This window comes from Porphyrobacter sp. CACIAM 03H1 (assembly GCF_002215495.1).
GTDB lineage: Bacteria > Pseudomonadota > Alphaproteobacteria > Sphingomonadales > Sphingomonadaceae > Erythrobacter.
Genome location: NZ_CP021378.1, coordinates 2,525,475 through 2,549,453 on the forward strand (window position 1 = coordinate 2,525,475; position 23,979 = coordinate 2,549,453).

General features: G+C 69.4%; 23 protein-coding genes. 14 read left to right on the forward strand and 9 right to left on the reverse strand.

The window, feature by feature from the left end; all coding sequences use genetic code 11:
* Positions 1-13 precede the first annotated feature (13 nt).
* The 7 genes from alaS to smpB form a co-directional block, all read right to left on the reverse strand.
* Positions 14-2,671 (reverse strand): alanine--tRNA ligase, encoded by a 2,658-nt coding sequence (gene alaS / locus CBR61_RS12075; protein WP_088914589.1) that lies wholly within the window; start codon positions 2,669-2,671, stop codon positions 14-16.
* Between the two features lie 284 nt (positions 2,672-2,955).
* Positions 2,956-4,023, reverse strand: a complete 1,068-nt coding sequence (gene recA / locus CBR61_RS12080) for a recombinase RecA (protein ID WP_088914590.1) — start codon at positions 4,021-4,023, stop codon at positions 2,956-2,958.
* Positions 4,024-4,168: 145 nt separating this feature from the next.
* Positions 4,169-5,773 (reverse strand): DUF4139 domain-containing protein, encoded by a 1,605-nt coding sequence (locus CBR61_RS12085; protein ID WP_088914591.1) that lies wholly within the window; start codon positions 5,771-5,773, stop codon positions 4,169-4,171.
* Positions 5,774-5,783: 10 nt separating this feature from the next.
* Entirely contained in the window at positions 5,784-7,277 is a 1,494-nt protein-coding gene (locus tag CBR61_RS12090; RefSeq protein ID WP_172835960.1) for a DUF4139 domain-containing protein, read from the reverse strand.
* 85 nt (positions 7,278-7,362) lie between these two features.
* A complete protein-coding gene (locus tag CBR61_RS12095; RefSeq protein WP_088915605.1) occupies positions 7,363-9,810 on the reverse strand; it encodes a response regulator in 2,448 nt (815 codons plus the stop codon).
* Between the two features lie 128 nt (positions 9,811-9,938).
* The gene (locus CBR61_RS12100; RefSeq protein ID WP_088915606.1) at positions 9,939-10,493 is read right to left on the reverse strand and encodes a DUF2062 domain-containing protein; all 555 of its coding nucleotides are present in this window, start codon (positions 10,491-10,493) and stop codon (positions 9,939-9,941) included.
* Between the two features lie 200 nt (positions 10,494-10,693).
* Positions 10,694-11,176, reverse strand: coding sequence for an SsrA-binding protein SmpB (gene smpB / locus CBR61_RS12105; protein WP_088914592.1), 483 nt, complete (start codon positions 11,174-11,176; stop codon positions 10,694-10,696).
* A gap of 106 nt (positions 11,177-11,282) precedes the next feature.
* On the opposite strand from smpB, the gene CBR61_RS12110 reads away from it, so the two are divergent.
* On the forward strand, positions 11,283-12,347 hold the full coding sequence (locus tag CBR61_RS12110; protein ID WP_088914593.1) for a succinylglutamate desuccinylase/aspartoacylase family protein: 1,065 nt from the start codon (positions 11,283-11,285) through the stop codon (positions 12,345-12,347).
* Here the strand turns inward: CBR61_RS12110 and dapA are convergent.
* Positions 12,344-13,231 carry a 4-hydroxy-tetrahydrodipicolinate synthase gene (gene dapA / locus CBR61_RS12115; RefSeq protein WP_088914594.1) on the reverse strand — a complete coding sequence of 296 codons (888 nt, stop codon included), beginning with the start codon at positions 13,229-13,231 and terminating at the stop codon, positions 12,344-12,346. The two genes, CBR61_RS12110 and dapA, sit on opposite strands and share 4 nt — an antisense overlap.
* Positions 13,232-13,405: 174 nt before the next feature.
* On the opposite strand from dapA, the gene CBR61_RS12120 reads away from it, so the two are divergent.
* The 13 genes from CBR61_RS12120 (at position 13,406) to CBR61_RS12180 (ending at position 23,531) form a co-directional block, all read left to right on the forward strand.
* Positions 13,406-15,292, forward strand: coding sequence for a lytic transglycosylase domain-containing protein (locus tag CBR61_RS12120; protein ID WP_088915607.1), 1,887 nt, complete (start codon positions 13,406-13,408; stop codon positions 15,290-15,292).
* 8 nt (positions 15,293-15,300) lie between these two features.
* Positions 15,301-15,780, forward strand: a complete 480-nt coding sequence (locus tag CBR61_RS12125; protein WP_088914595.1) for a GreA/GreB family elongation factor — start codon at positions 15,301-15,303, stop codon at positions 15,778-15,780.
* On the forward strand, positions 15,773-16,249 hold the full coding sequence (locus tag CBR61_RS12130) for a hypothetical protein (protein ID WP_088914596.1): 477 nt from the start codon (positions 15,773-15,775) through the stop codon (positions 16,247-16,249). Before CBR61_RS12125 ends, CBR61_RS12130 begins: the two co-directional genes overlap by 8 nt.
* Before the next feature lie 40 nt (positions 16,250-16,289).
* The gene (gene rlmN / locus CBR61_RS12135) at positions 16,290-17,549 is read left to right on the forward strand and encodes a 23S rRNA (adenine(2503)-C(2))-methyltransferase RlmN (RefSeq protein ID WP_088914597.1); all 1,260 of its coding nucleotides are present in this window, start codon (positions 16,290-16,292) and stop codon (positions 17,547-17,549) included.
* Positions 17,550-17,601: 52 nt separating this feature from the next.
* Positions 17,602-18,168 carry a hypothetical protein gene (locus CBR61_RS12140; RefSeq protein ID WP_233996723.1) on the forward strand — a complete coding sequence of 189 codons (567 nt, stop codon included), beginning with the start codon at positions 17,602-17,604 and terminating at the stop codon, positions 18,166-18,168.
* On the forward strand, positions 18,168-18,881 hold the full coding sequence (locus tag CBR61_RS12145; RefSeq protein ID WP_088915608.1) for a hypothetical protein: 714 nt from the start codon (positions 18,168-18,170) through the stop codon (positions 18,879-18,881). Before CBR61_RS12140 ends, CBR61_RS12145 begins: the two co-directional genes overlap by 1 nt.
* A gap of 7 nt (positions 18,882-18,888) precedes the next feature.
* Entirely contained in the window at positions 18,889-19,485 is a 597-nt protein-coding gene (locus tag CBR61_RS12150) for a class I SAM-dependent DNA methyltransferase (RefSeq protein ID WP_088914599.1), read from the forward strand.
* Positions 19,482-20,120, forward strand: a complete 639-nt coding sequence (locus CBR61_RS12155) for an MOSC domain-containing protein (protein ID WP_088914600.1) — start codon at positions 19,482-19,484, stop codon at positions 20,118-20,120. Before CBR61_RS12150 ends, CBR61_RS12155 begins: the two co-directional genes overlap by 4 nt.
* Positions 20,121-20,254: 134 nt before the next feature.
* The gene (locus CBR61_RS12160; protein WP_088914601.1) at positions 20,255-20,707 is read left to right on the forward strand and encodes a glycine zipper 2TM domain-containing protein; all 453 of its coding nucleotides are present in this window, start codon (positions 20,255-20,257) and stop codon (positions 20,705-20,707) included.
* 129 nt (positions 20,708-20,836) lie between these two features.
* Positions 20,837-21,208: a glycine zipper 2TM domain-containing protein gene (locus CBR61_RS12165; protein WP_088914602.1), complete on the forward strand. Its 372-nt coding sequence runs from the start codon at positions 20,837-20,839 to the stop codon at positions 21,206-21,208.
* Between the two features lie 85 nt (positions 21,209-21,293).
* The gene (locus CBR61_RS12170) at positions 21,294-22,067 is read left to right on the forward strand and encodes an SDR family oxidoreductase (protein WP_088914603.1); all 774 of its coding nucleotides are present in this window, start codon (positions 21,294-21,296) and stop codon (positions 22,065-22,067) included.
* Positions 22,064-22,789 carry a cytochrome b/b6 domain-containing protein gene (locus tag CBR61_RS12175; protein ID WP_088914604.1) on the forward strand — a complete coding sequence of 242 codons (726 nt, stop codon included), beginning with the start codon at positions 22,064-22,066 and terminating at the stop codon, positions 22,787-22,789. Before CBR61_RS12170 ends, CBR61_RS12175 begins: the two co-directional genes overlap by 4 nt.
* On the forward strand, positions 22,782-23,531 hold the full coding sequence (locus CBR61_RS12180; RefSeq protein ID WP_088914605.1) for a molybdopterin-dependent oxidoreductase: 750 nt from the start codon (positions 22,782-22,784) through the stop codon (positions 23,529-23,531). The genes CBR61_RS12175 and CBR61_RS12180 overlap by 8 nt, the downstream gene beginning before the upstream one ends.
* Here CBR61_RS12180 and CBR61_RS12185 read toward each other — a convergent pair.
* Positions 23,528-23,968, reverse strand: a complete 441-nt coding sequence (locus CBR61_RS12185; protein WP_088915609.1) for a DUF1801 domain-containing protein — start codon at positions 23,966-23,968, stop codon at positions 23,528-23,530. The two genes, CBR61_RS12180 and CBR61_RS12185, sit on opposite strands and share 4 nt — an antisense overlap.
* Between the last annotated feature and the right edge of the window lie 11 nt (positions 23,969-23,979).

The window sequence follows — 23,979 nt, forward strand, 5'->3', positions numbered from 1 at the left end:
GGGGTGGTCCCGATCAGCCTTCGAGCACCGCCTTGACCGCCGCAAGGGCGTCGGCGGCCTTGCTGCCGTCGGGTCCGCCGCCCTGCGCCATGTCCGGCCGCCCGCCGCCGCCCTTGCCGCCGAGCGCCTCGACTCCCGCGCGCACCAGATCGACGGCGCTGAACCGCCCGGTCAGATCGTCCGTGACGGCCGCGGCGATGCTTGCCTTGCCCTCGTTGACCGCGATCAGCACCGCGACGCCCGATCCCATGCGCTGCTTGGCCGCATCGAGCAGCGGGCGAAGTTCCTTGGGATCGAGTCCCTCGAGCACCTGACCGCTGAAGGTGACGCCGGCGACGGTCTCGTCGGCGGGAGCGGCCGCCCCGCCTGTTCCGCCGCCGCCCAGTGCGAGCGCCTTCTTGGCCTCGGCCAGCTCCTTCTCGAGCCGCTTGCGCTCGTCGAGCAGCGCGGCGAGGCGCGCGGGCACTTCCTCGGGCGTCGCTCGGATCACGCTGGCGGCCGACTTCAGGGCTTCCTCGCGCGCGACCAGCCACTGGCGCGCGCCCTCGCCGGTCATCGCCTCGATGCGGCGGACGCCCGAGGAAACCGCGCTTTCGGAGACGATCCGGAAGATGCCGATATCGCCGGTGGCGCGCACATGCGTGCCGCCGCACAGCTCGACCGAATAGTTGCGGCCCTCGCTGCCGGCGCGCCCCATCGCGAGCACCCGGACCTCATCGCCGTACTTCTCGCCGAACAGCGCCAGCGCGCCCGCCGCGACGGCATCGTCGGGGGTCATCAGGCGCGTACTGACCGTCTCGTTGGCGCGGATCTCGGCGTTCACCTCGGCTTCGATCGCCGCGATGTCCTCCGGCGTGAGCGCGACGGGGTGCGAGAAATCGAACCGCAGCCGGTCCTCGGCGACCAGCGAACCCTTCTGCGTCACGTGCCCGCCCAGACGGTTGCGCAACGCGGCATGGACGAGATGCGTCGCCGAATGGTTCGCGCGGATGCGGTCGCGGCGCTCGGCATCGACCTTGAGCTCGACCGTGTCACCGACGCTGACAGCGCCCTCGTCGATCCGCACCTGGTGGGCGTGGAGGCGGCCGAGCGGCTTTGCCGTGTCGGTGACGGTCGCGCGCAGGCCCACGAGGCTCGCTATCGTCCCCGCATCGCCGGTCTGGCCGCCGCTCTCGCCGTAAAAGGGGGTCTGGTTGGTGAGGATCACGACCTCGTCGCCCGCAGCCGCGGCGGCGACTTCGGCTCCGCCCCTGACGATCGCGACGACCTTGCCCTCGCCGGTCGTGGCCGCATAGCCGGTGAATTCGGTCGCGCCCTCGCGCTCGGCGATGTCGAACCACACCTCGCCCGAGGCGGCCTCGCCCGAGCCCTTCCAGGCGGCACGCGCGGCGGCCTTCTGGCGCGCCATCGCGGCATCGAAGCCGGCGCGGTCAACCCCGATCCCCCGGGCACGCAGGGCGTCCTCGGTGAGATCGTAGGGGAAGCCGTAAGTGTCGTAGAGGCGGAAGGCCACCTCGCCGTCGAGTTCGCCGCCCTGCGCCAGATCGCCGGTCGCTTCGTCAAGCAGTTTCAGGCCCTTGTCGAGCGTGCGGCGGAACTGGGTTTCCTCGCGCTCGAGCACCTCGGCGATCAGCGCCTGTCCGCGGACGAGCTCGGGGTAGGCCTGCCCCATCTCCCCGACGAGCGCGGGCACAAGGCGGTGCATCAGCGGCTCGGAGGCGCCGAGGAGGTGTGCGTGGCGCATCGCGCGGCGCATGATCCGGCGGAGCACGTAGCCGCGGCCCTCGTTCGAGGGAAGCACCCCGTCGGCCATGAGGAAGCTGGTCGAGCGCAGGTGATCGGCGATGACGCGGTGCGAGGCTGCATGATCCCCCTCCGCAGCAACACCGGTGAGCGATTCCGAAGCCGAAATCAGGGCCTTGAAGGTGTCGGTGTCATAGTTGTCGTGCACGCCCTGGAGCACCGCGGCGATGCGTTCGATGCCCATGCCGGTGTCGATCGAGGGCTTGGGCAGGTCGCGACGCGTACCGTCGGCCTGCTGCTCGTATTGCATGAACACGAGGTTCCAGATCTCGACGAAGCGATCGCCGTCCTCGTCGGGGCTGCCCGGGGGACCGCCGAAGATGTGATCGCCGTGATCGTAGAAGATCTCGGAGCAGGGACCGCAGGGGCCGGTGTCGCCCATCGACCAGAAATTGTCCGAGGTCGGGATGCGGATAATGCGGCTGTCGGGCAGGCCGGCGATCTTCCGCCACAAGGCGTGGGCCTCGTCGTCTGTATGATACACCGTCACCGTGAGCCGGTCGGCGGGCAGGCCCCATTCGCGGGTCAGCAGGGTCCAGGCATGTTCGATCGCCTGTTCCTTGAAGTAGTCGCCGAAGGAAAAATTCCCAAGCATTTCAAAGAACGTGTGATGCCGCGCGGTGTAGCCGACATTGTCGAGGTCGTTGTGCTTGCCGCCGGCGCGGACGCATTTCTGCGAGGACGCGGCGCGGGGGCTGGCGGGGGTTTCGAGGCCCGTGAAGACGTTCTTGAACGGCACCATCCCGGCGTTGACGAACATCAGCGTCGGATCGTTGTAGGGCACGAGCGGCGCGCTCGGCGTGGGCGTGTGCCCGTTCCTACCGAAGTAGTCGAGGAAGGAGCGGCGGATTTCGTTGGTCGACGTCATGGGCGTGCAGTTAGGCAAAGCGCGGGCCGAACGCAATGGAGCGCGCATTGCGAGCGCCCGGACCGGGGTTCAAAGAACAACCGCATCGCGACGACCGTGCAACGACATCGCCACGACAGGCCGAAGACACCGCGACGGCAGAGGGCAGAAGGACCCCCCGAAACGCGAAAGGCCGGTGCGGGCCTGGGGAGGGCTCGCACCGGCGTTCCGCTTGTCCGGGCACCGATGGGGACAGCCGGACCGGAGCGGGACACTCCGGGCTCAGGCAGGCGCCCGCTTGGGAATCACATGTCCGAGTCCGCGTCCGGCCCGGTCATCATCTCCCCGGCGACCTGGTCGGTGCGGCTGCGGATCGCAGCTTCCAACCGGTCGCAAACCTCAGGATTGTCGCGCAGGTAGGTCTTGGCGTTCTCGCGCCCCTGCCCGATGCGGATCGAATCGTAGGAGAACCAGCTCCCCGACTTCTCGACCAGGCCCGCCTTGACCCCGAGATCGAGGATCTCGCCGATCTTGGAGATGCCCTCGCCGTACATGATGTCGAATTCGACCTGCTTGAACGGCGGCGCCACCTTGTTCTTGACCACCTTGACGCGGGTGGTGTTGCCGATGATCTCGTCCCGGTCCTTGATCTGGCCGGTGCGGCGGATGTCGAGACGCACGCTGGCGTAGAACTTGAGCGCATTGCCGCCGGTGGTGGTTTCCGGGTTGCCGTACATCACCCCGATCTTCATGCGCAGCTGGTTGATGAAGATCACCATGCAGCGCGAACGGCTGATCGAGCCGGTGAGCTTGCGCAGCGACTGCGACATGAGACGCGCCTGAAGGCCGACGTGGCTGTCGCCCATCTCGCCCTCGATTTCCGCGCGCGGCACCAGCGCCGCGACCGAATCGACCACCAGCACGTCGATCGCGTTGGAGCGCACCAGCGTGTCGGTGATCTCGAGCGCCTGTTCGCCGGTGTCGGGCTGCGAGACGATCAGCTCGTCGATGTCGACGCCCAGCTTCTTGGCATAGACCGGATCGAGCGCGTGTTCGGCATCGACGAAGGCCGCGGTGCCGCCCATCTTCTGCGCTTCGGCGATGACGTGCAGCGCCAGCGTGGTTTTCCCCGAGCTTTCCGGCCCGTAGACCTCGATCACCCGGCCGCGCGGCAGGCCGCCGATCCCGAGCGCGATGTCCAGACCCAGCGATCCGGTGGAGATCGCTTCGACCTGCATCGTCTCCTTCGAGCCCAGCTTCATCGCCGAACCCTTGCCGAAGGCACGATCGATCTGCGCAAGCGCGGCTTCCAGAGCCTTCTGACGATCCACGGCTTTCCTGTCCTCTTCGACCAATTTCAACTGGGTAGCCATCGCATGCGCTCCTTCGCTTGCCTAGGGGCAAGGCGGAGTTTTCCGCCGCCCGCTGGGGCAGCATGTATCGCATTTGTTCTCATGGAACAAGTAGGGAACGGATAATTTTTCCGCCCTGCCCCGCGCGCCCTTCCCTACCCGCGCCTCAGGGGCGCGTGGCCGAGCGCAGCTGCCAGTCGAAACGCCGTTCGGCATTGGCGGGGATGGTCACTTCGGCCGTCTGCCAGCCGTCCTTCACCACCACCTTCTGCCCCGGAAAGCGGATGTCGAAACCGCTCGTGTAACCCAGTTGCAGCCGGATGGTCACGGGATGGGGGTTGGCGTTGGTGAGGCTGGCGCGCATCGGCACCCATTGCCGCGCGATCTCGCCCGCCCCGCCCGCCTGCTGGGCGGCGCAGCGGGCGAAGACCTGCGCGCTCTCGCCCAGTTCCAGCTCCATTTCCTGACCGCGGGCATAGTCGCGCAGGGTGGTGCGCCCGGCGAGCCGCTCGCCCCCGGCGGCCGGCTCGTAGAGCGTCATCGCCCCCTGCGGCAGCGCGATCCCGAGGCCGCGCGCCTCCTCGTTCCGCGTCGCCAGGAGCAGCTCTGCCGCGAGCGGCTCCTCGGCGCTGTCGGTGTAGGGATCGCAGGTCGTCCGATAGAGCAGCCGCGCCTTCACCCCGTCCTTGTCGAGAAAGGCGACCTGCTTCATCCCCTTGGCCGAGACGTCCACCCGCCCCGGCACCCGGAACAGCTTGAGATCGCCGAGGTTTTCCTCGGATGCCGTCACCACGCCGGCATCGGCAGCCTGCATCCGGGCGCCGGTAACGGTGATCGCCTCAGCCATCATGACGGGCGCAGCCATCGGCGGGGGCGGCGGAGCTGGCGGCGGCGGCGGCGGGGGCGGCGCCGTGCCCGCCGCGGTGCTGCCGATCGGATAGCAGGTCAGGCGCAGCGACTCGGCCACCGGCGGATCGGCGAGTCTGCGGTAATCGCTGGTCAGGTTGAGTCGCCCCGCGACGATCTGGAGGCGCGCGGAATCGAAGCTCTGGCCGTTGTCGTTGACGAGGGTGAGCCAGCTCAGCAGGCCGAGGCTAAGCTCGCCGCCTTTCGCCTGCTCGGAAAGGCTGGCGACGTAATCGGCCTGCCAGTCGAAACCCCAGGCGAGATAGGTCAGCGTCACGTCGAAGGTGCCGCCCTCGGGTGAACGGGTGTCGACCGAGAACACCGGGCGCGCCGACAGACCGGGCGGGACGCGCGCGAAGGAAAGGCTTTCGGGCAGGCCCGAACAGCGCACCGCCTCGAAGCCCTGCGATGTTTCGAGCACGAGCCCCCCGTCGGCGCGGGTGCGCACCACCGCCTGCTCGCTGGTCGCGGCACCCGTCGCGGGGTTGGTGCGGGTGATGGTCACGCGGTTGCCGAGCGTCCCGTCGACCAGCGCGGCGGGCGAGAGGAGCTGCGCGTTGCGGTTCATCTCGATGGTGCCGCCGGGCAGGCCGGTGACGATTGCGGAGACGCCGATCATGCCCTCGGCCACGCCTTCGAAGCGGATCGTCGATTCGCCCGGCGGGAGCGTCACGCGGCGGGTTTCGGAGATCATCGCGATCCCGCCCGGCCGCTCACGCCGCAACCGCTTGTCCGGGTCGCGGTCGGGATCGCGGTAGATCGTCACCGAGAGGTCGGCGGGCGGCGAGGCGTCGACCACCTCGCGCGCGGCGAGCGGCCCGCCGGCCAGCGCGGCGAGCACGAGGCAGGTTGCGGCCAGCCGCATCGCCGCCGCCTCAGTAGCGGGTTTCGTAGGTCACGCGGATCACCCGCTCGCCCTCGGCCGGCACGGGGACCACATATTTGCGCCGGTCGGCATTGAGCTGTTCGCCCTTGATGTCCTCGAGGGTGACGCGGGTGTCGTCGCCCCACCAGCCGCGCGCAAGGCCGGTCTGGGTGAGCTCGACCTCGACCGGGGCCGCCTTCGCATTGGTGAGGGTGTAGCGCATGGTAGTGCGGTAGAAGGTCTTGGGGCGCTCGATGGTGACCTCGCGGGTTTGGCCGCCCTCGAAGATGCGGTAGCGGGCGCTTTTCTCCCACTCCGCGCCGGTGATCGTCTCGCGCTTCTCGATCTCGGCCCTCACCGTGATGTCGAAGGCATCGCCGGTGACGAGCGACAGCTCGCTGCCCATCGGGGTGTGGCCGATGGCGTTCTCGCCGATGAACTGCGGGGTGCCCTCGCGGTCGCGCTGGTAGAAGCGCACCGTGCCCGCGGGCAGCGCATCGCCGAGGCCCTGCTCGCGCGAGGAGGAGAAGGCGATGCGGCTCTGGACGTTGCGGGGCTGTTCGTCGTTCTGCTGCCAGTCGACGCCCGCGGCGTAGATCTTGCGCGCGGGCACGGCCTGCACGTCGAGGAAGCTCACCTGCTTGGTCTGGGCGTTGGCGATCGTGGTGCGGCCCTTGATCGGGTAGAGGTAGAAATCGCCGAGCCGCTCGCGCTCCGCCGCCTGGGTCCCGGCGCGGGTCATGCCGCGCTGGTTGTAACCGTAGCCGCCGCCCCCGCCATTCGGGTTGCCCGCGACCAGCACGGTGTCGGCATTGTGGAAGGTGGTGCCGGTGCCGTTCGTCAGCGTCACCCACCCCTGCATGTCGATGGTGCCCGCGGCCTCGTTGTAGAGCGCGACATAATCGGCGTTCCAGCCGAGGCCGTTCGTCAGGTAGCGCAGGGCGACCGGGCGGGTGCCGCCGCGCGCCGAGTCGAGGTTGACCGAGAGCGTGGGCCGCGCGCGCAGGCCGGGGGGCACGCGGTCGAAGATGACCCGCACCGGCAGGCCGTCGTCGCGCAGCACCTCGATCCGCTCGCCGATCTGGATGACGACGCCCCCGGCGGTGGAGAGCACCTTCGCCCGGTCGCGGGTCTCGGCGCCGGTGGCGGGGTTGGTGCGCAGCAGGGTGACGGTCTGGCCGATGGCCTTCTCCATCAGCTTGCCGGGGGTGAGGAGGTCGTAGTCGAAGTTCTGCTCGATGATCGTGGTGCCCGCCGCCGCAAAGCTCAGCGTCTCGGGCTGGATCCGGGCGGAGACGTCGGGGAACTCGACGCGGCTGCGCCCCTGCGCGATGGCAAGCTGGCGCACGTCCTGCACCAGCGCGAGATCGCTGTTGTAGATCGTGAGGGAGAGATCGCCCTGCGCCGTCGCATCGGGATCGGGGACGCCCTGCGCCAGTGCGCCCGCTGCCAGCAGCGCCGCTGCCGAGATGCCGCACCCGGCGGCGATAGTGCGAAGTCCCATCCTGTCCCCTTCCCTCAAGTGGATGGCAGGATGAACGATGATGCGGCTTTATCCAAGGTGAATGAGGGGGCGCACGCGCCGATTGTCAGGCCCCCGCCCCCGCATTGGCGCGCGCCTCGCGCAGGACCGCACCGACCTTGTCGCCGATCGACGCGACGCTGAAGGGCTTGGCGATGAAGTGCATGTCGGGGATGTCGATGTCGCGGCGCAGCTGCTCCTCGGCATAGCCCGACATGAACAGCACCGGCATCTGCGGCAGGCGCGCGCGGATCGCCCGGACCATCGCCGGGCCGTCCATCCCCGGCATCACCACGTCGCTTACCACCAGATCGAAATCCACCGTCCCCTCGGCGATCGCGGCGAGGCCCTCCTCGCCGTTGGCGCAGGCGGTGACCTCGTAGCCTGCGCGGGTGAGCGCCCGCTCGGCAACGGTGCGGACCATGTCCTCGTCCTCGACCAGCAGCACCTTTCCGCCCGCCGACCAGTCCGAGGACGCCAGCGGCGCCGCCTCGCGCTTCTTCGGCATCTCGCCCCGGTGGACCGGGAGATAGACCGTGAAGCGCGCGCCCACCGGATGCCCGGACTTGTCGGTGACGTTGTCGGCGAAGATGAACCCGCCCGATTGCTTGACGATCCCGTAGGCGGTCGAGAGGCCGAGGCCCGTGCCCCTGCCCTGCTCCTTGGTGGTGAAGAAGGGCTCGAACAGCTTGGGCAGCACGTGGGGCGGGATGCCGCCCCCGGTGTCCTGCACGATCAGCACCGTATAGTCCGCCGCCGGCAGCACCTCGGACCCCAGCTGCACCACCTGCTTGGCCTGCAGCGCGCGGGTGAACAGCGAGATGCGCCCCCGCCCGTCGCCCCGCGCCGGGCCGCCGTTGCCCTGGATCGCGTCGCGGGCATTGACCGCGAGGTTCATGATCACCTGCTCGAGCTGCTGCGGATCGGCGCGCACTGGGCCGAGGTTGCGGTCGTGCTGGACGTAGAAGGTGATCTTCTCGCCGAGCAGCCGCTTGATCAGCGGGCTGACCTCGCTGACCACGTCGGGCAGCTGGATGATCTCGGGCCGCAGGGTCTGCTGGCGCGAGAAGGCGAGCAGTTGCCGCGTCAGTGAGGCGGCGCGGTTCGAATTGGCGCGGATCTGCTGGATGTCGTCATAGTCGCTGTCGCCCGGGATATGGCGCAGCAGCATCAGGTCGCAGGTGCCGATGATCGCGGTCAGCACGTTGTTGAAGTCATGCGCCACCCCGCCCGCGAGCTGGCCAACCGCCTGCATCTTGGTGGCCTGCGCGACCTGACGGCGAAGCTGGTTCTCCTGCGACGTATCCGCGAGGCTGAGCAGCACCGCCGCCTCGCCGAGGCCGCGCACGCCCGCCAGCCCGAGGCTGACCGGCTCCTCGGGCGAATTCGTCAGCCGCACCGCGACATCGCCGCTGGTCGCAGGGCCCCGCCCGTGGCGGCGCACCGCGTCGGAAAGCGCCGCCTTGTCCTCGCGCGTGACGAGGTCGGTCGGGAAGGCCGGCAGCCCCCGCCCCTCGCGGCCGACCGAGCGCAGGAAGGCCTCGTTGCCGAACAGGAAGCGCCCGTCGCGGTCGGTCATGGCAAGGCCCAGCGGCAGTTGCGCGAGCAGCGCGTCGAGCTGCGCCACTCCGGCCTGCGAGGCCCCGTCCCAGCCGCTCCCGATGCCGACGCCCGAATCGATCAGCAGCATCAGCGATGTCGCCTCGTCGGGTCCGGGCGTGGTGACGCGCTCCTCGGGGTCGACCAGCGGAATGTCGACCAGCGTCTGCGGGGTGCCGGCGCGGCCCTCGCGCGCAAAGAAGATGCGGTCGCGCTCGTCGGAGCGCAGGAAAGAGACGAAGTCCTGCCCGATCAGCGTCGCGCGCTCGTCGCCCGCGGCGCGCTCAGCGAAGCCCGCGCTGACGGCGCGGATCACGCCATCGGCGGTGGTTATCGCGGTCTCGATCCCGGCGCGGCTCAGCATCTTGCCGAAGGGCCCCGCCAGATCGAGTGACCCGAGATCGGCACCTTTCGCGCGGGCGATGGGCTTGAGGCGCCAGATCAGGTGATCGTCGCCGCGACCCGCGCGGGTCGCGCTGATCTGCCAGCTGGTCTCGTCCGCCGCCTCGACCGCTTCGAGCGCGGCACTGCCGTCACGCCAGGCGTTGCGGGCAAGCAGCGTCACTTCCTCCAGCCCCTCGCGCCCCAATGGCAGCGCCGGGGGGGCAGCATTGGCACCGAAGCTGTCGAGGAAAAACATGTTGGCGCAGACCATGCGGTTGGCGCGGTCGGTGATCGCGATCGCCTCGCCCGCGCGCTCGATCGCGGCGACGGTCACGCTCCAGTCGGGCGCGGCAGGGGCCTCGGCCGCCGGGGCGCTGCGGACCGCGTCGAGCATCACCACTCCGCCCAAGAGCACGCCCGCGGCAAGCACGAAGGCGAGCGCGACGAGGCCGCTCCCGGTCGCGAACCAGAGCACTGCCGCGCTCGCCGCGAGCGCGCCGCCGAGCGCCGCCAGCAGGCTGGCGGGCGGCAGGCCGCCGCGCGCATTGGCGCCCTCGGGGGCGAGCAGGGCTTGCGGATCTTTGCCGGTGCGGCGGGACAAGACGGGTCGGCTCCTCTGGCATGGTGCGGCGCCCGGGGCGACGCCGGCAAAGGCCTGTCCTACTGCGCGCCGAGCCGCTGGTCGAGCCGCGCTTCCATCGCCTTCAACCGTCTGGCGCGCTTGCGCGACACCACGGCGCGCCACACCCAGCCGGATATCACCCAGCCGAGCGCGGGCGAGACGATCGCCAGCACGAGGCAGCCGACGATCGTGGCCGCGCCGACCTCGTAGACCATCGTCAGCCAGGCCCAGGTCTCGTCACCCGCGGTCGCGCCGGCGAGGCCCACCCCGGCGGCATCGAAGCGCAGCACGAATTCACCGATGCGGTTGGCGACCACCAGCCAGAAGGGCAGCGTGAAGGGATTGGTGACGAAGGTGACGAGCGCCGCCAGCGGCACGTTCGCGCGCGAGGGCAGCGCGAGGAAGGCAGCCAGGAAGATCTGCCCGATCGGCACGATGAAGGCCGCGAACAGCCCGAGCGCCACTCCGCGCGGCACCGAGCGGCGGGTGAAGCGCCACAGTTCCGGCGACAGGAAGCGGTGGGCGATGGGGGCGAGATATTTGTTTGCCGCCATCTCCTCGCGCGTGGGCGTGTTGCGGCGGATCACGTCCATCGCCCAGGTCTTGGAGCGCCCGGCGATGGTCGGTTTGCGGGGCGGCAGCGCGCTCATGCAACAGCGGCTCCGCGGCGGGCGGACATGGCGGTCAGGAAGGGCGAGGACGAGGCCGGCATGGTGGGTGCCCATATGGGTAGCATGGCGATACTGACCAGTGGGTGAATCGACAAATCCGTGACAATTTTCCGCGCGCGCGTTCAACCCCGCTCGCGCATCAGGCGGGCCTTGTCGCGCTTCCAGTCGCGTTCCTTGATGCTGGCGCGCTTGTCGTGGGTCTGCTTGCCCTTGGCGAGCGCGAGTTCGACTTTCGCGCGGCCGGTGCGGTTGAAGTAGATCGACAGCGGCACCAGCGTCATGCCCTTGCGCTCGACTGCGCCGAACAGCTTGTCGATCTCGCGTTCGTGGAGCAGCAGCTTCCTCGGACGGCGCGGTTCGTGGTTGAGGCGGTTGCCGTGGGAGTATTCGGGAATGTTGGCATTCACCAGCCACACCTGCCCGTCCTTCACCTCGGCATAGCTTTCCGCGATGCTGGCCTCCCCTGCCCGCAGCGCCTTGACCTCGGTGCCCTGCAGCATCAGCCCCGCCTCGTAGACGTCCTCGACATGGTAGTCGAAGCGCGCGCGGCGGTTCTCGGCGACGATCTTGAGCTTGTCGAAGGTGACGGGTCTGGGGCGTGTCATAAGGGGCGGCGATGTAGGCGCTGGGGCGGCAAAAAGCGAGGGGCTTTGCGCTTTGCCCGCGCGCGGGCTAGCATCGGCGCGGGGCAGAACGGGGCAGCAGGCAGGCATGACGACAGCGCAACCCTACATCATCGCCGGCGAGACCATCGCGCCGGGCACGATGCGCGATGTCGCATTTCCGGTCACAACGATGGCGACGGGCAATGCGTCATCGCTCGCGCTGAGGGTGCTGCACGGCGCGAAGCCCGGCCCGGCGGTGTTCGTCAGCGCGGCGATCCACGGCGACGAGATCATCGGGACCGCGGTGATCCAGCGTCTCGCGCAGGAGATCGATCCGGCGGCGCTGGCGGGCACGCTGCTGCTGGTGCCGGCCGCCAACATCTTCGGCTTCATCACCCATAATCGCTACCTTCCCGACCGCCGCGATCTCAACCGGAGCTTCCCGGGCAGCGCGGGGGGATCGCTCGCGGGGCAGCTCGCACACATCTTCTACCGCGAGGTGGTGGCGCGCTGCTCGCTGGGGATCGACATCCACTCGGCCGCGGTCCACCGCTACAACCTGCCCCAGATCCGCATCGCCGCCGGCAACCGCCGGCTGGTGGAGCTGGCGATGGCCTTCGGCGCGCCGGTGATCATCGAGAGCCCGCTGCGCGACGGCAGCTTGCGCGATCTCGCCCAGAAGAACGGGGTCGACATGCTGCTTATGGAGGCCGGCGAGGCGCTGCGCTTCGACCGCCTGTCGATCGAGACGGGGGTGGCGGGGGTGAACCGCGTGCTCGCCCATCTAGGTATGACCGAGGCCGACGACGGGCTCAGCGCGGTCGGCATCCCGGCGCGCGCCAACCGCTCGGTGTGGGTGCGCAGCCCTCGCGGGGGCGTGACCCACCGGGTGCGCCGGAGCGGCGATCCGGTGAGGAAGGGCGACCTGCTCGCCTGCGTGGCGGGCCTGTTCGGCGAGGACGCGCAGGAGATCGTCAGCCCCGCCGACGGCATCGTCATCGGCCATGCAACCCTGCCGGTGGTGCACCAGGGCGACGCGCTGTTCCACATCGCGGTGATCGACCATCCCGAGCGGGTCGGCGCGCGGATCGATTCGATCACCGAGGCGATCCTCGCCAGCGAACCCGAAGGCTTCGCCGAGCGTCTGCTCGACGAGGACGAGGTGGTCTAGGCCGTAAGCACCCCGGCGCTCACCAGCGCCTCGTCCACGGCCTTCTTCGCCTCCTCCGAGCATTCCACCAGCGGCAGGCGCACCTCCGGCTCGATCCAGTCGTGGACGCGGCTGAGGGCATATTTCACCGGCGCAGGGCTCGCGTCGGAGAACATCGCGTAGTGCAGCGGGAACAGGCGGTCGTTCAGTTGGCGCGCCTTCTTCAGCTCGTTCGCCGCGATCGCCTCGTGGAATTCGGCGCACAGCTTGGGGGCGACGTTGGCCGTCACCGAGATGCACCCGCGCCCGCCCGCCGCCGCGTGGGGCAGCCACAGTTCGTCATTGCCCGAAAGCTGGCAGAATTCGCGCCCGATGCCCATGCGGTGATCGGCGACCCGCGACAGGTCGCCGCTCGCATCCTTGATGGCGATGATCCGGTCGGGATACTTCCTCACCAGCTCGACCACCGTGTCGTCGAGAATGTCGGTCACGGTGCGCGCCGGCACGTTGTAGAGCACGATCGGCAGATCGCAGTTTTCCGCGAGATAGCTGAAATGGGCGATCAGACCCCGCTGGCTCGGGCGGTTGTAATAGGGGGCAACGCACAGCCCCGCCGCCGCGCCCGCCTTCTTGGCGAAGTTCATGTGGAGCTGGGCATTGCGCGTGTCGTTCGACCCGCAGCCCGCGATCACCGGCACGCGGCCCGCAGCCTGCTCGATGCAGACCTCGATCACGCGGTGATGCTCGGCATTGGAGAGCGTCGAGGCCTCCCCCGTCGTGCCGCAGGGGACGAGCGCGGCGCTGCCGTTCTCGATCTGCCAGTCGACCAGCCGGCGGAAAGCCGCCTCGTCGAACGCTCCGCCGCGAAAAGGAGTCACCAGAGCGGGTATCGATCCGCTGAACATTGCCTTTGTCCTGCCTTCATCTCTAGGTATCGGGGCGGGGGGATCCGATCCCCGTCACCCCATTGTTCAGCGCCTGATAAGGAGCCGATTGGCACTATGTCCAGCATGGTCCGTAAGCTTGTGATTTCCCCGCGGATATGTGCTGTGGCTCTGGCGATGGGTGTGGGGGCCGCGATGGCCGCACCCGCGGCGGCGCAAGGATGGGGCGCGGGCAGCGATCTCGTCGCCCGCCAGCCTGGCGCGGTGGACGCCGCGATTGCCCGCTGGGAGACCTTGCAGGCCAGCCGCACCCACACTTTCGCCGACTATGCCGGCTTCGTCCTCGCATGGCCGACTTTCCCGCGCACCGACATCCTGCGCCTGCGGGCCGAGGCCGCGCTCGAGAACGAGGCCCCGCCGCAGACCGATCTGCTGCGCTATTTCGACGCCAATCCGCCGCTCACCAACCCGGCACGCGCGCGTTATGCGCTCGCGCTGGCCGCGGTGCAGCGCCCCGAGGCCCTGGCCGAGGCTCGCCGCGCCTGGCGCGGGGGGCAGATGAGCGATCCGGTCGAGCTCTATCTGTCCGGCCTCTACGGCGCGCAGTTCACGCCCGAGGACCACGCGGTGCGGATCGATGCGCTGCTGTGGCAGGGCAAGGCCGACGCCGCCTCGCGCCAGCTGATGAACCTCGCCGAAAGCGAGCGGCCGATGGCGCTCGCGCGGCTGTCTCTGCTGCGCGGCGCGCGGCCGGAAAGCGCGGGGATCGCGGTCCCCGCCGGGGCCGGAGCCGATCCGGGCTATGTCTTCAACATGGTCAAGTTCCTGCGCGGCAGCGGCCAGAGTTACGAGGCCGCGCGGGTCTTCACCAGCCGCCCCGATTTCGTGCGGCCGGCGGTCGATCCCGAGGCCTTCGTGGGCGAACTGCTGCGCCTTGCCGGCGATGTCGGCGCGCGCGACGCGGCGAACATCGCCAGCCGCACCGCCGATCTCTTCGCGCCGGGTACCGACCTGTCGGCGACCAGCTTCACCCTGCGCGACCGGCTGACCGACCTGATGTGGCTCGGCGGGACGAAGGCGCTGTGGGACCTCGGCGACGGCGCGACGGCTGCGCCGCTCTTCGCGCGTTACGGCGATGCCGCCAAGACCCCGCTGACCAAGGCCAAGGGCTATTACTGGGCGGGCCGCGCCGCGCGTCAGGCCGGCGACCAGGCGGGTGCGGCGCGCTGGTTCGAGATGGCCGCGCGCTGGCCCGACTACTACTACGGCCAGCTCGCGCTGGCGGCGATGGGCCGGCCGATGCCCGCCTTCGCCGGCCTGCCCCAGCCCGCGATGGACGCCTCCGTCCGCGCCGAGTTCGAGGCGAGCCCCGTCGTCAGGGCGATCCGCGCCCTCGCCAAGAACCGCCGCGACTGGCGCACCGAGCGCCGCTTCTTCGAGGCCCTGGGCGACGAGGCCGACACGCCTGCCGAAATGCTCATGGCGGCGATGCTGGCACGCGAGACCGGGCTCGACGAGATGGCCGTGGTGCTCGGCATGAAGGCTGGCGAGAACGGCATCGCCGGGCTCGAGCGGATCGGTTTTCCGACCGTCTCCACCCCCTCCTTCGTCAATGACTGGACGATGGTCCACGCCATCGCCCGGCAGGAAAGCGAGTTCGACCGCACCCGCGTCTCCCATGCCGGGGCGCGGGGCGTGATGCAGCTGATGCCTGGCACCGCGCGCGAACAGGCGGGCAAGCTCGGCATCAATTACCTGGCCGCCGATCTCACCGCGACACCACATTACAACATCCAACTGGGCGATGCCTATTTCGCGCGGATGATGAACTACTACGGCGGGGCCTATCCGCTGGCTGTGGGGGCCTACAATGCCGGGCCGGGCCGCGTGAACGAATGGCTGCGCCGCAACGGCGATCCGCGCACCGGCGCGATCGACTGGGTGACCTGGGTCGAGAAGATCCCCTCGAACTTCGAGACGCGCTATTACATCATGCGCGTGATCGGCAATGCGGTGACCTATTCGCACATGTATCCCGAACAGGCGGGCATGCCGCGCACGGTCGACAGCTTCCTGCGCTGATCCCGGCGATGAAACCGGCGGGGCCTCCCATCACGCCAGCGGGCATGGCGGCGCTCAAGGCGCGCTACGACCACCTGCTCGGCACCGAGCGGCCGGCGATCGTCGAGATCGTCAGCTGGGCGGCAGGGAACGGCGACCGCTCGGAGAACGGCGACTATCTCTACGGCCGCAAGAAGATGCGCGAGATCGACCGCGAACTGGCGCATCTCGCCCGCCGGATGAAGGTGCTGAGGGTGGTCGATCCGGCAGCGGCAGTGGACCGGACGCGGGTGTTCTTCGGCGCGCGGGTCGAGATCGCCGACGAGGACGACAACCGCCAGATCGTCACGCTGGTGGGCGACGACGAACAGGACGCCGCCAAAGGCCGGATCGGCTGGAACGCCCCCCTCGCCCGCGCGCTGCGGGGCGCAGGCGTCGGCGACCTGCGCACGGTGACGCTCCCCTCGGGCACCCGCGAATGGGAAGTGCTGGCGATCGACTATGACTAGGTCCCTCGCCCTGCTGCCGCTGCTTGCGCTCGCCGCCCCGCTTGCCGCGCGCGAGAGTCTCGGCGTCTATGAGAGCTGGGCCGCGTTCCGCGATCCGAGTCCGCAGCGATGCTATGCCATCGCCAAGGCGGAAGGAAAGCCGCCCGCGCCCGCCTATGCCACGATCTCGCACTGGCCGGAGCGCAAGGTGCGGGGGAGCGTGCATATCGTGCTCTCCCGCGAGGCGGCGGCCAGGGGACCGGTGCGGCTCGCGGTGGGAGACAAGCGTTTCGACCTTGTCGCCAAGGGCCGCAATGCCTGGGCGGCGGATTCGCGGGGTGATGCGGCGATCGTCGCCGCGCTGCGCTCGGCCAGCCGGATGAGCGTTACGGCGACCGGCGCGAAGGGCGGAAGTTTCACCGACCGCTACACCCTCGCGGGCGCCGCCACCGCCATCGATGCTGCCACCGTAGGCTGCGCCAAGCGCTGACTGGTCAAACCGCCGCTTCCCCACTATATGGCCGCCACCCATGGCCGATACCGCACTCATGACCATCCCGGGCCTCGTCGACCCGGTGCCCGCCGCGCGCGACATCACGCCGCGCGCCGACGGGCGCGTCGACCTGATCGGCCTTCCCCGCCCGCGCATCCGCGAGCTGTTCGAGGAAGCCGGCCTTGATGCCAAGGCGGCGAAGCTGCGCGCCAAGCAGGTGTTCCACTGGCTCTACCACCGCGGCGTCACCGATTTCGAGGCGATGACCGACATCGCCAAGCCGATGCGCCCGTGGCTGGCGGAGCGTTTCGTGATCGGCCGCCCCGATGTGGTCGAGGCACAGCATTCGGTCGACGGCACCCGCAAGTGGCTGCTGCGCACCGCCGACGGCCACGATTTCGAGATGGTCTTCATCCCCGACGAGACCCGCGGCACCTTGTGCGTCTCCAGCCAGGTCGGCTGCACTCTCACCTGTTCCTTCTGCCACACCGGCACGATGAAGCTCGTCCGCAACCTCACCCCCGGCGAGATCGTCGGCCAGGTGATGCTCGCCCGCGATGCGCTGGGCGAATGGCCGCGCGGGACGATGGTCTCGGACGCCGACGCCATCGACGAGGATGACGAGGCGGGCCACTACACCGCCGACGGGCGCCTCCTCACCAACATCGTGATGATGGGCATGGGCGAGCCGCTCTACAATTTCGATCACGTGCGCGATGCGCTCAAGCTGGTGATGGACGGGGACGGCCTCGCCCTCTCGAAGCGGCGCATCACGCTCTCGACCAGCGGCGTCATCCCGATGATGGAGCGCTGCGGCGAGGAGATCGGGGTGAACCTTGCCGTCAGCCTCCACGGCGTGCGCAAGGAAGTGCGCGACGAACTGGTGCCGCTCAACAAGAAGTACGGCATCGATCAGCTGCTTCAGGCCTGCGCCGACTACCCCGGCGCCTCGAACGCACGCCGCATCACCTTCGAATACGTGATGATCAAGGACAAGAACGACAGCGACGATGACGCGCGCGAGCTTGTCCGCCTTCTGCGCGAGTACAACCTCCCCGCCAAGGTCAACCTGATCCCGTTCAACCCCTGGCCGGGCGCCGGCTACGAGACCTCGACGCCCGAACGCATCCGGCGCTTCTCCGAGATCGTGTTCGAAGGCGGCTTCTCGGCGCCGGTGCGAACCCCGCGCGGGCGAGACATCGATGCCGCCTGCGGCCAGCTCAAGACCGCTGCCGAGAAGAAGTCCCGCGCCCAGCGCGACCGCGAAGCCGCCGCTGCCGCCGCGGCGCGCGATTGACGCTGGCGCCCCGCAGGCGTAGCCTCGCGGCGCTTCCACCCGGAGGATCGCCGTGGCCTTTTCCGCTACCCGAATCGCGCTCGCCGCCGGGCTGATGGCCGCCATCGCCGCCCCCATCCCGGCCGAGGCCCAGCTCGGCGGGCTGTTCAACAGCACCCGCCGCGGTGCCGAGAAGGCCGACAATTGCGGCAAGGGCAAGAAGGGCGACAAGGGCCGGGGCGCGCTTGGCGGGCTGCTCGGCGGGGCAGTCGACGAACTCGCCCGCAGCGCCGGCCTGCCCTCCTTCCTGCCGGTGCCCGAATTCTCCGACCAGCTCACCGAAAGCATCGCCTGCCGCCTCGACCCCGAGGAGCAGAAGCAGGCTGCCGAGGCGACCCTCGCGGTCACTCGCACCGACGATGCCGAAGCCCAGCCCGAACTCGGCGCCAGCGCGGAATGGACCTCGGCCTCGCGCGCCAATGTCAGCGGCAGCTCGACCGTCACCGGCCGCGACAATGCCGCAGGCCAGCGCGACTGCATCACCGTGACCGACGTCGTCATCATCGAGGGCGAGGAAACCCGCGCCGAGAAGCGGATGTGCCGCGCGCCGGGCTCCGCGCGCTATTCGATCGTCGCCTGATGCGCGCCGGCGGTCGCCCGCTCGCCGCGCTCGCAGCGCTCGCGCTGCTGACGGGGGCGGCGGCGCCGATGGACCCCGACAATCCGACCTGCCCGGCCGAGCCCGATTTCGGCCCCAAGACCGCGATGACCCTCACCCCCGCGGACCGGGGCGGCAAGCGCGTGCTGCTGGCCGAGGGGACGATCGACGCCTCCCTCCCCGAGCGCCTCAAGGCCGCCATCGAGGCCGACGAGCGGATCGAGGAGGTGTGGCTGCGCTCGCGCGGGGGCAATGCCCGCGCCGGGAACGCGGCGGGCAAGGTGATCCGCTCCTATCGGGGAATGCTGACCCGCATCCCTTCCGGCTGGGCCTGCTTTTCGGCCTGCAACTTCGTCTTCATGGGGGGCGACCGCAGGGTCGTCGACGAAGGCGGGGTGTTCATGGTCCACATGTTCACCCACACCGGCGATCGCGCGACAATCGACGAGGTGGTGATCGAGGGCAGCAAGGCCACGACCGAATACATCGCCAGCGTCGAGCAGTCCTCGGCCATGCTGGCGAGCGAGGACAATGATTTCCTCATCCGCATGGGGATCAGCCGCAAGCTGCTGACCGACGTCATGTATCGCCAGCAGGCGGTGAAGAGCGAGGATAATCCCTCGACGCGCTACTGCCTCAGCCAGGCCGAGGTGCGCGAATACAACGTCATGCCGGTCGAGAAACCGGCGCCCTGACGCAGGCATGAGCACCGATCCCGGCACCATCGCCTTCTACCAGGCGCGCGCGCCGCACTATGTGCTGCGCTTCGGCGAGGCCCCGAGCCACCAGCTCGACGCCTTCCTCGACCGCCTGCCGCCCGGCGCGGCGGTGCTGGAACTGGGCTGCGGCAGCGGACGCGATGCGGCGCGGATGAAGGAGCGCGGCTTCGTGGTCGACGCGACCGACGCCACGCCCGCGATGGTCGCCAAGGCCAACGAACGCTGGAACCTCGGCGCAAGGATCATGGCTTTCCACGAGCTCGAGGCCGAGGCCGCGTATGCCGGGGTCTGGGCCCATGCCAGCCTGCTCCATGCCCCGCGCGAGGCCCTGCCGGGAATCCTCGCCCGAATCGACCGCGCGCTGCAACCGGGCGGCTGGTTCTTCGCCAGCTACAAGCTTGGCGAGGCCGAGGGCCGCGATGCCTTCGGGCGGTTCTACAACTTCCCCGATGCCGACTGGCTCGCCGCGCAATATGCCGCGATTCCCGGCTGGCGGATCGTCGCCACCGAACGCTATACGGCCGGCGGGTTCGACAATGTCGAGCGCGACTGGATCGACCTCATCGCGAGCAAGCCGTGAAGCATATCGTCACCGCCGTCTGCACCGGCACCGCCCGCCCCTTCCTCGGCGCTGAGACCAGCGCGATCGCCAAGCGCCCGCGCGAGGGCGCGGTGCAGGTGCTTGCCGAAGGCCTCGCCCCCGACGAACAGGCCGACCGCACGGTTCACGGCGGGCCGGAGATGGCGCTGCATCTCTACCCGCTCGATCACCACGCCTGGTGGCGGACACGGATCGGCGACCACCCCGCACTGGACGAACCCGGCGGCTTCGGCTCGAACCTCGCCGTCGCGGGCCTGACCGAGGACATGGTCCATATCGGCGACCGCTTCCGCCTCGGGACGGCGCTGGTCGAGATCAGCCAGCCGCGCCAGCCGTGCTGGAAGATCGAGCACCGCTTCGGCCACAAGGGCATGGTCGCCGCGATCGTGAAAAGCGGGCGCTGCGGCTGGTATTTCCGCGTGCTCGAAACGGGCGAGGTCGCCGCCGGAGACACGCTCGAACGGGTGGCAACCGGCGCCGCCGAATGGAGCGTCGCGCGGGTGTTCCGCGCGCTGGTGGGGGGCAAGGCAACACCCGAGGAGCTTGGCGAACTTGCGGACCTCGCCGCGCTCACCCCACGTCTGAGGGCCAGGGCGGCAGCCGGGCGCGGGTGAGACACGGTTCATCCCGAAGCCGCCCAAACTGAACAAAAACTGCTGTTTGCTGACAAGGGCGTTCATCCTGCATTCGAGTTAGATGAACGAAAACGGTCGTGCTCCATCGGGGAGCCCTCACAAGGGATACGACCATGAAACACCTCGCCCTCATCGCCGCCGCCGGTTCGATGGCCGCCTTTGCCGTTCCCGCGCAGGCCGCCGAATTAGCTCCCGCTCCTGTCAGCATCGCATATGCTGGCACCTCCTCGCCCTTTGCCGAGGCCGCCGAATACGACCGTCGCTGGGACGACCGCCGCTATCGTGACGATCGCCGCTGGCGCGACAACCGCGGCCGTTGGGACGATCGCCGGGATGACCGTCGCCATGATGCGCGCCGAGGCGATTACTGGCGCGGCAATGACGGGCGCTGGCGCTGCCGCCGTCCCGACGGCACCACCGGCCTCGTGGTCGGCGCTGTCGGCGGGGCCCTGCTGGGCCGCACCATCGACACCCGCGGCGACCGCTCGGTCGGCACCCTGCTCGGCGCCATCGGCGGCGGTCTGCTCGGCCGCGAGATCGAGCGCGGCGGCGCCCGCTGCCGCTGATGCCCGGGCTGACAGGCGGGCACCGGCCTTATGCCGGGCCCGCCTCGTCGCCCCCGCACTTCCCGGGCTGGCGGGACAATGCCAGCCGATGCCTTGATGAAGCAGCCAAACCCAAAAGGAGAAACTGCCATGAAGAAGATCGCACTCGTGCTCGCCGCGGGCGCCATGACGCTGCCGATGGCGGCGCCCGTGCAGGCGGATCCGCCTCCCCATGCCCCGGCCTGGGGCAAGCGCGGCAAGGACCGCATCTATGACAGCCGCGGCCGCTACATCGAGCCGCGCCGCCTGTCGCGCAACGACCGCATCTGGCGCGACGGCGACCGTTACTACTGCCGCCGCGACAACGGGACGACGGGCCTCGTGATCGGCGCCGGTGTCGGCGCGCTGCTCGGGCGCACCATCGACACGCGCGGCGATCGCAGCGTGGGCACCCTGCTCGGCGCCATCGGCGGGGGCCTGCTTGGCCGCGAGATCGACCGCGGCGAGCTGCGCTGCCGCTAGGCGCTAAGGGGCGCGCTGCGCGATTGAAGCGCGCGCCCTGCCCTGTTAGCCGGGTGGTCATGTCCCGCACCACCCCAATGCAACCATGACCCGCCCCGCCGTTCTAGTGACCGGCGGGGCGACCCGTATCGGCGCCGCCATCGTCCGCCGCTTTGCCGCCGCCGGCTGGCACGTGGTGATCCACTACCGCAGTTCGGCCGCGGATGCAGAGGCGCTCGCCGCCACCCTGCCCTCGGCCGAGACGCTCGGCTTCGACCTTGCGGACGACGAGCGCGCGGTCGCCACCGTCACCACGCTCGCCGCGCGCCTCCCCGACTGGCGCTGCCTCGTCAACTCCGCCTCGGTTTTCGATTACGACAGTGTAACCGGTCTCGATCCGGCGACGAACAGGGAGGCGATGCAGGTCAACGCCCTCGCCCCCGCCCGCCTTGCCCAGGCCTTCATCGCCCATGCGGCGAGCGCCGGGGTGCGCAGCGTGATCCACGTCACGGACATGAAAATCGAAAATACGAACCCCGATTTCTTCAGTTACACCATGTCCAAACACGCGCTGGCAGCCACGATCGGGATGCTGGCCAAGGGGAACGGCGCGCACAGCGTGAGGATCTACGGCATCGCGCCCGGCGCGATCCTGGCGAGCCACGACCAGCGCGAGGAGGAAACGGAAATCTCGCACCGGCTCAACCTGCTGCGCCGCAAGACCGGCCCTGACGAAATCGCCGAGGCGGCGCTGTTCCTCAGCAGCGGCGCGCTCGCCAGCGGGCAGAGCCTGTTCGTCGACAGCGGCCAGCACCTGCTTGATCAGCCGCGCGACGTGATCTGGCTGGCGCGCGAGGCCGGCCGCGGGGGCGCGGCATGATCAAGCACGCGCTCTCGACCCGGTTGTGGCACTGGGTGAACGCCGCCGCGATCATCGTGCTGTTCATGACCGGGCTGAACATCTCCAACGCCCACCGCTACCTCTACTGGGGCGATTACGGCTTCGATCCCAAGGACGCATGGCTTTCGGTGATCCGCTTCCCCGGCTGGGCGACGATCCCGCAGCACTACAACCTCGCGATGGCTCGCGACTGGCACATCACCGCAGCCTGGCCCTTTGGCGTCGGGCTGCTGTTCATCTGGATCGCGATGCTGGCGAACGGCCATTTTCGCCGCGACCTGATGACGACCCCGCGCGACTGGACGCCGGGGGCGGTGGTCGCATCGCTCAAGGCCCATTCCGGCGCGGGCGCGGGCGCCGCGCATGGCTACAACCCGGTGCAGCGCATCCTCTACGGCATGGTGTTCGGCGTGCTGCTGCCGCTGATGCTGTTCACCGGCCTTGCCATCAGCCCCGGCTTCCAGGCTGCCGCGCCATGGCTGCTCGAGGTGCTGGGCGGCCGCCAGAGCGCGCGCTCGCTGCATTTCATCGCCGCCTGGGGCATCTTCGGCTTCTTCGTCATCCACATCGTGCTGGCGCTGATCGACTGGCGGCTGATCCTCGAAATGATCACCGGCGGCAGGCGGCCCGAGCCCGAGGCTTCCGCCCCGCCCGCGGCCGAGCCCCTGCCACCCGAAGAGGGAATTCCCGCCCATGGCTGACCTGCCGCGCCGTTCGCTGCTTGCCGGGATCGCCGCGATGGGCGCCTCGGCCTGCGCGAAGATCAACGAGAGCGAGACCACGAAGGGGCTGTTCGAGGCCGCCGAGGACGGGCACCGCGCCGTCCACCGCGCGCTCGCCGGCAAGCAGGGCCTCGCACCCGAATACACCCGCGCCGAACGCTCGCCTACTTTCAAGGGCAACGGCTCGGTGACGGTTGCGGACCCTTTCTACCAGGACCAGCTGGGCAAGGGTTTCCCTGACTGGAAGCTGGCGGTGACGGGCCTCGTCGACAATCCGCTCACCCTTACGTTGGCCGATCTGCGCGCCCTGCCGCAGCGCACCCAGATCACCCGCCACGACTGCGTCGAGGGCTGGAGCGCGATCGGCGAATGGCAGGGACCGCAGCTCGCCGCGCTGCTCGATGCCGCGAAGATCAGGAAAGGCGCGAATTTCATCGTCTTCCGCTGCGCCGATGTGCTGTACGGACGGGACTATTACGAGAGCATCGACATGGTCGATGCCTATCACCCCCAGACGATCATCGCCCACAGCCTCAACGGCGAGCCGCTCCCCGAGAAGAACGGCGCGCCCTTGCGGATGCGGATCGAGCGCCAGCTCGGCTACAAGCAGGCGAAATACGTCAAGGCGATCGAGGCGGTCGCCAGCTTCGCCGACATCGGCCAGGGCAAGGGCGGGTTCTGGGAGGACGTCGCCGGCTACCAGTGGTATGCCGGGGTCTAGCTGTCGGGGAACAGCTGCCGCATCGCCTGCCAGTCGGCCGCGATGATCTCCTCGAGCACGGCGAGATCGATGTCGGCGAGCTTGTTCACGTAGAGGCAGCTCTTGCCGGTCGCATGCTTGCCCAGCCGCTTGAGCTTATCGTCGCGGCCCGATCCGGTCACGGGGTCGCAGTAGCCGCCCATGAAATAGAGCGAATGCTTGGCCTTGCGGGGAGAGAAGCCGCTGCGCATCCAGTGCACGCTGCGACCGCTTTCGTAGACGGTGCGATATTCGCCATAGCCGATGATCGTCGGCCCCCACATCCGCGGGGTCTCGCCCGTGACCTTCCGGAACAGCGCATCGAGCACCCTCGCCTCCTCGCGCTTGGCGGGTGGTTCGACGCTGGCGATGAACGTCTCGACCGCTACATCGGTGATCGTCGTCTTGGCCTCTGCCATGGCCCCCTCCC